Below are 8560 nucleotides of genomic sequence, written 5' to 3'. Positions count from 1 at the left end.
GGCGTCGCGGCCCCGCCGCCGTGGTGTGCCGGGGCTTCGCCCGTGACGGCGACGTCGCCCTGGCCGCCCCGGCCGGACGGACGGGCCGGCCTCCGCGGCCCTGCTGCCGCCCCGCCAGGGCCCGCCCTCCCCGCAGGCCCCGCGCGGCCATCCGTGGCGCGCGCCGCCGGACGGGCCGCGACGAAGCGGACGCCGGTGCGGGCCGAGGGGAATCCGGCCGCCCGGAACGGCGCGCGGCGGTTCGTCCGGTCGGTTCGACTTCCCGATCCGCGCGAACGGCCGGTATGGGACGGGTTGTCACGGCCCGGACGGCGGCTTCGGGGCGTCGAGCCGCTCCGGCCGAGCCGCTTCGCGCGGGAGGGGATCCCAAAAGATGAACAATGCTCTACTCTCACGCGCATGTCGTGGACCCGCAGGTTCCCTGCTGTACCGGCGGCGCTCCTGGCCGCCCTCCTAGCCCTTCTGTCCCTCTTCGCCGCCGCGCCCGTCGCGAACGCGCACGAAGAGCGCCCCATCGAGCTGCCCGACGGCACCGGCTCGGTGCCCCAGTACCGCGAGGGCGAGCCGGACCTCGTCGTCTGCAAGACGGACCGGCCCGCCTTCGAGCGCCGGATATCCGCCTTCCCCGACGCGCTCAAGCAGCGCAACCTCGCCCTCTACGAGCGCTGCGAGACGAGCGGCTACCGCGACCTCCAGGCCGCCGTCGACGCCGTCGACCGTCCGGGCATGAACATCGCGATCCTCCCCGGCCTCTACGAGGAGGAGCCCTCGCTGCCCAAGCCGACGGGGGAGTGCGCCTCGCTCACGGCGCCCAACTCCTCGCTCGGCTACCAGATCCTGACCTACGAGCAGCAGGTGGCCTGCCGCCACAACCAGAACCTCGTCGCCATCCTCGGCAAGACCGACCTGCAGATCGAGGGCACCGGCGCCTCGCGGCAGGACGTGGTCATCGACGCCAAGTACCAGAAGCTGAACGCCATCCGCGCCGACAAGTCCAACGGCATCTACTTCCGCAACTTCACCGCGCAGCGCACGACCTTCAACTCGCTGTACGTGCTCGCGGGCGACGGCTTCGTCATCGACGACGTCCTGACCCGCTGGAACGACGAGTACGGCTTCCTGACCTTCGCCAGCGACCACGGCCTGTACAAGAACTGCGAGTCGTACGGCAACGGGGACTCCGGCATCTACCCCGGAAGCGCCTCCGACATCAACGACGGCCGCGGCTACGACGTCCCCCGCTACTCCATCGAGATCACCGGCTGCCGCAGCCACCACAACATGGTCGGCTACTCCGGCACCGCGGGCGACTCGGTATGGGTGCACGACAACGAGTTCGACCAGAACATGGGCGGCGCCTCGATGGACAGCGCCTTCCCGGGACACCCCGGACTCCCGCAGAACCACGCCCACTTCGAGCGGAACCTGATCCACGACAACAACGCCGACTACTACCACTTCGTCGCCGACGGCACCTGCGCCAAGCCGCCGATCGAGCGCGGCTACGAACAGGGAACGGTCTGCCCGCAGATCTCCATGCCCCCCGGCACCGGCATCATCACCGCGGGCGGCAACTGGAACCTCTACGAGAACAACTGGGTGTACGGGCACCAGCGCGCGGGCTTCTTCCTCTCGGCCGTGCCGGCCTTCATCCGCGGCGAGGAGAAGTGGTCCAAGCAGACGGACACCTCCCACCACAACCGCTACGCCGGCAACATCCTCGGCAAGGACAAGTCCGGCGCCTCCCGCCCCAACGGCATGGACGTGTGGTGGGACGGCCAGGGCCGCGGCAACTGCTGGCAGCAGGGGCCCGACGGCTCCACCCCGGGCACGCTCCCGGAGTGCGGTGAGCGCCGCGGCTCCCTCTCCGGCGGCTCCGCCCGGCTGGCCGGCGAGCCGGTCAAGCTCGCCCAACTCCTCGTTTGCGCCGACTACAGCGCCCAGGCCCGCAAACTCCCGTCCGGCTGCGACTGGTACGGGGCCCGGGGCCTCCAGCGGGTGGAGACGCAGATCGCCCTCGCCGTCGCCGCGGTCCTGCTCCTGGTCGGCGGCCTCCTGTGGTGGCGCCGCCTGCGCACCTCCCGGCTGGCCACGGCAGCCACCCTCCTCGGCCTCGTCGGGCTGGTCCTGGACGTGGCCGGTTCCACCATGGGGCTGGTCGCGGGCTTCGTTCCCGCCCTGGCGCTGCTCTGCCTCGGCCTGTGGTGGGGCGGCATCGGCGTCGCCCTGCGGCCGGACCGCCCCTGGCTGGCCCGCCTCACCCTGCTCCTCGCCGCGCTCACCCTCCTCGACGCCTTCGACAAGGGCGTCCTGATGATCCCCTGGATCCCCCTCAGCCCCGCCTGGATACGGGCCCTCGCCGCTGTGCTCTGGACCCTGTGGGCCGTCATCGCCGCAGCCCGGCCGGGCCCGCGGGGCGCCGCGCCCGCCCGCCCGGCGGGGCCGGACGGCGACGAGGCGGGCGACCGCGTCCCCGTCCCGGCGGGGCCGGACCGGTCCTCGGGCGCGGGCGCGGAGTCCGAGTCCGAGTCCGCCAGGGAGCCGGAGGCCGGGTCGGCCGGCGGGGAGCGACCGTGACCGTCTACGAGACCGACCGACCCGGGAGCCGGGTCCGCTGCGACGCCTGCGGCCCGACCGGCCTGCCGCGCCGGCCCCGGCGGGCAGTCCGGACCGCCGCACTGCTCGCCCTGGCCCTACTCCTGGCCGGCGGTGCGGTGGCCGGCTGCGGCGGGAGGGCCACCACCCACCACAAGCCCGGCACCAGCCACGAACAGGCCTCCGGGAACGCGGGCACCCTGCTCACCACCGACGACGGCGCCGGCCACCGGCTCCGCGAGGTCCCGGCCGAGGGCGCACCGGAGGTCCAGCTCACCGCCCGGCCGGACTCCGAGGACGGCTGGAACCTCCAGCTGGCGGTGAAGAACTTCCGGTTCACCCCCGACAGCACCGGTGGCGCCGCCCTCCGGGGCGCCGGGCACGCGCACCTGGAACTGGACGGCCGCAAACTGGCCCGCGTGTACGGCCCTTGGTTCCACCTGCCGGCCGCGCAAGTGCCCGAGGGCGCGCACACCCTGACCGTCCGTCTCTACGCGGACGACCACACCGCCTGGGCCGTCTCCGGCAAACCGGTCGAGGGCACCCTCCAGCTCACCGCCACCCCCGGCCAGACCGGCCACACCCACGCCTCCACGCCGCCGTCCACGTCGCCGTCGCCGGAGGCGGCGCAGGCCGACCGGACGGTCACCATCACCGTCCGGGACGGCAAGGTCACCCCCGCCCCGGGCCGCGTCGAGGTGGCGCGCGGTGAACGCGTCGCCCTGCACGTCACCAGCGACCGCGCGGACACCCTGCACGTCCACGGCTTCGACAAGGAACTCGCCCTGCCGGCAGGCCAGGAGGCCACCCTGGTCCTGACGGCCGACCGCACGGGCCTCTTCGAGGTCGAGACCCACGCGTCCGACCTCGTCCTGACCCAACTCCTCGTCCGGTGACGCCCCCGCACCGACACCCGCCGAAGCCCACCCGGCCGGGCCCGGCCATGGGCCCGGCCGGTGGCCCGGCGCGTGACCCGGGCCCGGCTCGGGCTTCGCGTCCGATCCCGTCTCCACCCGAGAGTCGGTGCCCGGGCCCGGGCTCGCGTCCGATCCCGGGCCCGGGGCTGAGCCGGGAGTCAGGCCTGTGCCCGGGGCGGGACCCGCGCCCGAACCGGAACGTGTGCCCGGGCCCAGGCTCGCGCCTGAACCCGAACCCGAACCCGAGCCCGAGCCCGAACCCGGCCTCGCGCCTGAAGCCGAATGCGGGCCCGGGTCTCCACCGGGCCCGACGCCCGCTGGTGCCTCCGGCCCGGGCTGCGGCCCCGGGTGGTGCCCCGTGGTGACCCCGGCCGTAGCGGCGACGGCGGCGGCGCCATCGGTGTGGCCGGTGGCGCCCGCGCCGGGGGCCCTCGTGCCCGTGCCGTCCGGCGGCGGCTACGGCCAGGGCGTGGTCCAACACCCGGCCGATCCGCTCACCGTGCTGGCGCACGGCATCGGGTCCCAGCACGATCTGCCCGTCTCTCCCTTCTACGCCTTCGCCGGCGCCTTCACCGCGCTCTTCGTCTCCTTCCTCGCACTCGCCCTCCTCTGGTCCGCCTCCCGCTTCCGCGGCGACCGCTCCGGCATCGCCCTGCCCGCGGGGTTCCAGCGGGCGGCCGACGCGCCGGCCACCCGCACCACCCTGCGCGGGCTCGGCCTCGCGACCGCCCTCGCCGTCCTCCTGTACCTCCTCCTCGGTCCCGACGACCCCGCCCGGAACCCCGCTCCCGGCGCCGTCTACGTACTCCTCTGGGTCGGCCTCGTTCCCGTCTCCCTCCTCTTCGGCCCCGCCTGGCGCCTCCTCAGCCCGCTCCGTGCCGTGCACCGCCTGCTCTCCCGGCCCGGGCACCCGGTGGCCCGGCCCCTCCCCGTCCGGCTCGGACAATGGCCGGCGGCCGCCGGGCTGTTCGCCTTCACCTGGCTCGAACTCGTCTCTCCCGATCCCGCATCCACCACCGCCCTCCTGATCGCCTTGACCGGCTACGCCGCCGTCCAGCTGTTGTTCGCCGCCCGCTTCGGCGAGCGCTGGTTCGCCGTCGGAGACGCCTTCGAGGCGTATTCCGCCCTCCTGGCCGCCCTCTCCCCCCTCGGCCGCCGCAGCGACGGCCGCCTCGTCCTCCGTAACCCCTTCCACGGACTCGACGCGACGCCCGAGCGGCCCGGCCTCGTCGCCACCGTCTGCGTCCTGCTCGGATCCACCGCCTATGACGGCTTCTCCGACAACCCCTCGTGGATCAACGCGATCCAGACCTCCCCCCTCGGCCGCACCTCCACGGCCACCCTCGGACTCCTCGGTTCCATCGCCCTCGTCGCCGCCCTCTACTGCCTCTGCGCGGCGGTCACCCGTCTCGTCTGCGGCCCGCACCCCGGCCCGCTGACCGCCTTCGCGCACTCACTCGTGCCGATCGCCCTCGGCTATCTCGTCGCCCACTACTTCTCCCTCCTGGTAGTCGAAGGACCACGCACAGTCATCATGGCACTGGGCACTGACAACGCCCCCGAACCCTTGTCGCCACTGGATCCGGGCGGCCTCGCGGCCCTCCAGGTCGTCGCCGTCGTCACCGGCCACGTGCTCGGCGTGATCGCCGCGCACGACCGCTCCGTACGCCTCTTCCCGCCCGCCAGAGCCGTCGCCGGACAGCTGCCGATGCTCGCGCTGATGATCACGTACACGGTCGGCGGACTCAGCCTCCTGCTGAACTGAGGCATCCGCCCAGGACCCGGACCGACACCGCCGCAGAACCGGACGTCCAGGAGCGGCATGATGGACCCCGTGCCCCCAGCCCATCCCCTGCGCCGTACGCCGATCCAGCAGCGCAGCGCCGACCGGCTCGCCCGGATCCTCGACGCCTGCGCCGAACTCCTCGACGAGACCGGGTACGAGAACCTCAGCACCCGGGCCGTCGCCCTGCGCGCCGGCGTGCCCATCGGCTCGGTCTACCGGTTCTTCGGCAACAAGCGGGCCATGGCCATCGCCCTCGCCCACCGCAATCTCGACCACTACGCCGACGGCATCGAACAGCGGCTCGCCGATCTCCCCGGGGCGGAGTGGCGGCCGGTCGTGGACGCGGTGCTGGACGAGTACCTCGCCATGAAACGCAGCGTCCCCGGTTTTGCGCTCGTCGACTTCGGGGTCCCGGCGCCACCGCCCGAGGGGCCGGCCTCCGACCCCAACCACCTCGTCGCCGTGCGGCTCACCGAGCTCCTCGGCGTCCACCTGGCCCTCACCCCGGACGCCGCCCTGCAGCGGGCCGTCCTGGTCGCGGTGGAGGCCACCGACGCCCTGATCAAGCTGGCCTTCCGCAGCGACGCCGCGGGCGATCCCGACATCGTCGCCGAGACCCGCGCGATGATGCACGCCTACCTCGCGCGCGTCCTGGACTGACGCCGGGCGGCCCGTGATCCCGGCCCCGCGCATGTGCCCGGCACGCGCGAAACGTGGTCTGCCGGTCCCGGTCCGCACGCGCGAAAGCCCGGCCGCGCCGTTCGGTGCCGCAGACCCCTCCCCAGCCTCCCTACCGGTCGGTATGCTCGGTGCCCCCGCGTGCCGAACGGCCGCGCGCCCGTGCCCCAGCCTGCCGCCCTGGAGGGCCCATGCCCCGCACCGCCCTGCGCATCTGCCCCCTCTGTGAGGCCACTTGCGGCCTCACCCTCACCATCGAAGGCAGCAAAGTCACCGGCGCCCGGGGTGACCGCGAAGACGTGTTCAGTCGCGGCTTCATCTGCCCCAAGGGCGCCGCCTTCGGGGCCCTCGACGCCGACCCCGACCGGCTCCGCAGCCCACTGGTCCGGCGCGGCGGGCGGCTCGAGGAGGCCACCTGGGAGGAGGCCTTCGAGGCCGTCGCAGCGGCCGTACCCGCCCTCGCGCGGGAGTACGGGGCCCAGTCGGTCGGAGTCGTCCTCGGCAACCCGAACGTCCACACCATGGCCGGCCAGCTCTACCCGCCGCTGCTCCTCAAGGCGCTCGGGACCCGCAACCTCTTCACCGCCAGCACCCTCGACCAGATGCCCAAGCACGTCTCCAGCGGCCTGCTCTTCGGCGACCCCTTCGCCATCCCGGTCCCGGACCTCGACCGCACCGACTTCCTGCTCCTCCTCGGCGCCAACCCGCTCGAGTCCAACGGCTCCCTGTGCACCGCCCCCGACTTCCCCGGCCGGCTCAAGGCGCTGCGCGCCCGCGGCGGCACCCTCGTCGTCGTGGACCCCCGTCGCACCCGCACCGCCCAGCTCGCCGACCGCCACCTCGCGCCGCGCCCCGGCAGTGACGCGCTGCTGCTCGCCGCCCTCGCCCACACGCTGATCGCGGAGAAGCTGACCGCTCTCGGGGAACTCGCCGAACGCACCGAGGGATTCGGGGAACTCTCGGGAGCGCTCGCCAGTTTCACTCCTGAGGCCGTCGCCCCCGCCTGCGACCTCCCGGCCGAAGAGATCCGTGACCTCGCCCGCGCTCTCGCGGCCGCGCCCACCGCCGCCGTCTACGGACGGATCGGCAGCAGCACCGTCGAGTACGGCACGCCGGCCAGCTGGCTGGTCGACGTACTGAACGTCCTGACCGGCAACCTCGACCGGCCGGGCGGAGCCCTCTTCCCGCTCTCCGCGACCGACCGCGCACCCCGGCCGGCCGGTCCCGGCAAGGGCTTCGGCCTCGGCCGCTGGCACAGCAGGGTCAGCGGACACCCCGAGGCCAAGGCCGAACTCCCCATGGCCGCCCTGGCGGAGGAGATCGAGACCCCGGGGGAGGGGCGGATCCGCGTTCTCGTCTCGATCGCGGCGAACCCCGTGCTGTCCGCCCCCGACGGCCGGCGGCTCGACGCGGCCCTGGCCGGGCTCGACTTCATGATCAGCGTCGACCCGTACCTCAACGAGACCTCACGCCACGCCCACGTCGTCCTGCCCCCGCCGCCGCCCTCGCAAAGTGCCCACTTCGACTTCTCCTTCAACGGCTTCGCCGTCCACAACCAGGTCCGCTACTCGCCCCCCGCCGTCCCGCTGGAGGAGGGGCGGATGGACGAGTGCGAGATCCACGCGCGGCTCGTCCTCGCGGTCTCCGGCATGCACGGAGCCGAGCCGGCCGCCGTGGACGACCTCGCGATCCGGACCACCCTCGCCCGGGAGACCGCCGACCCGTACTCCCCGCTCCACGGGCAGGACCCGGCCCGCCTCGCCGGTCTCCTCACCGGCGCCACCGGCCCCGAGCGCCGGCTCGACCTGATGCTCCGGACCGGGCCGTACGGCGACCGCTTCGGCGTGCCCGCCGACGCCGCCACTGACGCCGATGCCGGCACGGACATCGACGCCCGTGCGCGCGCCCGCGCTGAGGCCGGGGCCGGGGCCGGGGCCGGGGGCAGGAGCCCGGGCCTCGGCCTGGAGCGGTTGCTCGCGCACCCGCACGGAATCGACCTGGGCCCGCTGCGGCCCCGGCTCCCGGGTGTGCTCAAGACGCGCAGCGGCAGGATCGAGCTGCTGCCGGACCCGATCGCGGCCGAACTCCCCAGACTGCGCGCGGCCCTCGCCGACCGGCCCGCCGCCCTGGTGCTCGTGGGCCGCCGCCACCTGCGGTCCAACAACAGCTGGCTGCACAACGTCCCGGCGCTCACGGGAGGTTCCAACCGCTGCACCCTGCACGTCCACCCTGACGACGCCGCCCGGCTCGGACTGACCGACGGCGGCCTCGCCCGTGTCACCGCCGACGGCGGAAGCCTGGAGGTTCCGGTCGAGGTCACCGACTCCGTCCGTACCGGGGTCGTCAGCCTCCCGCACGGCTGGGGCCACGACCGCTCTGGGACCCGCCTCTCGGTGGCTTCCGCCACGCCCGGAGCCAACGTCAATCAGCTCCTCGACGGCACCCGGCTCGACCCGCTCTCTGGCACGGCCGTGCTCAACGGGTTCCCCGTCGAACTGACGCCCTTGCCCTGAGCTGGGGTTTTGCTCGTATTGCTCACGTGCGGACGTCTTGTTGGCCGCGGGAGGCGGCACCTAGGTTCCCC

At 74.1% G+C, this 8560-nt stretch carries 5 protein-coding genes; all 5 read left to right on the top strand.

Annotated elements, in window-relative coordinates; translation table 11 throughout:
- Positions 1–399 precede the first annotated feature (399 nt).
- Positions 400–2577 (top strand): right-handed parallel beta-helix repeat-containing protein, encoded by a 2178-nt coding sequence (locus ABZY44_RS30130; protein WP_356659301.1) that lies wholly within the window; start codon positions 400–402, stop codon positions 2575–2577.
- 101 nt (positions 2578–2678) lie between these two features.
- Positions 2679–3491: a cupredoxin domain-containing protein gene (locus ABZY44_RS30125; protein ID WP_356659307.1), complete on the top strand. Its 813-nt coding sequence runs from the start codon at positions 2679–2681 to the stop codon at positions 3489–3491.
- A 490-nt stretch (positions 3492–3981) separates the two neighbouring features.
- Positions 3982–5277, top strand: a complete 1296-nt coding sequence (locus tag ABZY44_RS30120; RefSeq protein ID WP_356659305.1) for a hypothetical protein — start codon at positions 3982–3984, stop codon at positions 5275–5277.
- A gap of 60 nt (positions 5278–5337) precedes the next feature.
- Entirely contained in the window at positions 5338–5958 is a 621-nt protein-coding gene (locus ABZY44_RS30115; protein WP_356659303.1) for a TetR/AcrR family transcriptional regulator, read from the top strand.
- 209 nt (positions 5959–6167) lie between these two features.
- The gene (locus ABZY44_RS30110) at positions 6168–8489 is read left to right on the top strand and encodes a molybdopterin oxidoreductase family protein (RefSeq protein ID WP_356659299.1); all 2322 of its coding nucleotides are present in this window, start codon (positions 6168–6170) and stop codon (positions 8487–8489) included.
- Positions 8490–8560 lie beyond the last annotated feature (71 nt).

The organism is Streptomyces sp. NPDC006544, assembly GCF_040611715.1.
Taxonomy (GTDB): domain Bacteria; phylum Actinomycetota; class Actinomycetes; order Streptomycetales; family Streptomycetaceae; genus Streptomyces.
This window is presented reverse-complemented; position numbering and strand designations above follow the sequence as displayed.

What these genes read in the sequence shown, in the direction of transcription:
- ABZY44_RS30110 (WP_356659299.1), top strand. Translation starts at nt 6,168, where the DNA reads ATGCCCCGCACCGCCCTGCGCATCTGCCCCCTCTGTGAGGCCACTTGC.
- ABZY44_RS30130 (WP_356659301.1), top strand. Translation starts at nt 400, where the DNA reads ATGTCGTGGACCCGCAGGTTCCCTGCTGTACCGGCGGCGCTCCTGGCC.
- ABZY44_RS30115 (WP_356659303.1), top strand. Translation starts at nt 5,338, where the DNA reads ATGGACCCCGTGCCCCCAGCCCATCCCCTGCGCCGTACGCCGATCCAG.